Source organism: Pseudoduganella buxea (assembly GCF_009720835.1).
GTDB classification, from domain to species: Bacteria; Pseudomonadota; Gammaproteobacteria; order Burkholderiales; family Burkholderiaceae_D; genus Rugamonas; species Rugamonas buxea.
This window is the reverse complement of the sequence record NZ_WNKZ01000331.1, coordinates 1-255: the sequence shown is the minus strand read 5'-3', so window position 1 is coordinate 255 and position 255 is coordinate 1. Positions and strand designations below refer to the sequence as shown.

1 protein-coding gene is annotated in these 255 nt (G+C 69.0%); it reads left to right on the top strand.

Annotation, left to right across the window (positions count from 1 at the left end; all coding sequences use genetic code 11):
- Positions 1-20: 20 nt before the first annotated feature.
- Positions 21-255: hypothetical protein (locus GM672_RS28140; protein ID WP_155473719.1), on the top strand; the 235-nt coding region annotated here is incomplete at its 3' end.

Below are 255 nucleotides of genomic sequence, written 5' to 3'. Positions count from 1 at the left end.
CGACCGGTTCGATGGCCGGCATGACGACCAACCAGATCGTCGCCCTGTCGAGCAACCAGGCCGCCGTGCTGAACTCGGCCCAGATCGGCGCGCTGGCAACGGAAACCGTGGCCGCGCTGGAAACGGCTGACCTGGCCGCCCTGAAGACCGCGACCATCGCCGGCCTGAAGACGCAGCAGGTTGCCGCCCTGACGACCAACCAGGTCGTGGCCCTGACGACGGCGCAAGCCAATGCCCTGACGACGGCCCAAGCCG